This window comes from Streptomyces sp. CBMA29, from assembly GCF_014596445.1.
Taxonomy (GTDB): domain Bacteria; phylum Actinomycetota; class Actinomycetes; order Streptomycetales; family Streptomycetaceae; genus Actinacidiphila.
In genome coordinates this window covers 1-634 of sequence record NZ_MECL01000020.1, presented here as the reverse complement: position 1 = coordinate 634, position 634 = coordinate 1, and the positions used below count along the sequence as shown (strand labels likewise).

At 79.3% G+C, this 634-nt stretch carries 1 protein-coding gene; it reads left to right on the top strand.

Going from position 1 to position 634, the window contains the following annotated elements; translation table 11 throughout:
- The coding region (locus BGM09_RS03190) for a hypothetical protein (protein ID WP_223186239.1) at positions 1-634 on the top strand (634 nt) is incomplete at both ends.

Below are 634 nucleotides of genomic sequence, written 5' to 3'. Positions count from 1 at the left end.
ATCCCGCGCGGCCAGGAGCCGGAAGCCGCTGCGGGCGCGGCGCCCGGTCGGGCCGCCGACCGAGGGCTCGGAGTCGCGCTCAGCGAGGCGCCCGAGGCCAACTCGGTCACCGTGCCCGGCAGGGCGCAGGAGCGCGGACTCGGGATCGCACTCGGCCACGCGCCGGAGACCACATCGGGCGCGGCGCCGGGCCGGGGTGCCGACCGCGGACTCGGCCGGGCGGCTGGACAGACCTCCGAGGCCGACTCGGACGCGGCGCAGGGCCGCACCGCCGACCGCGGACTCAGCATCGCGCTCGGCACGGCCGCCGGCAGCGGCTCGGGCACGACCGCCAGTCACACCGCCAGTCACACCGTCAGTCACACCGCCGACCAGGCACTCGGCATCGCGCTCGGACTGCCGCTCGCGAGCAGCTCGGGCGCGGCGCCCGGCCGGGCTGTCGGTTACGGTCCCGGGCGGCCGGGCGGACAAGGCTCTGAGGCCAACTCGGCTGGGGAAACGGGTCGCGCCGCCGACCGAGGGCTCGGCATCGCGCTGGACACGGCACCCGGGGCCGGCTCCCCCGCGCGGAGCGCTGGGGGCGGGCAGGCGGCTGAGGCGCCCTCATCCGGGCGGGGCGCCGAGCGGGCGCTCG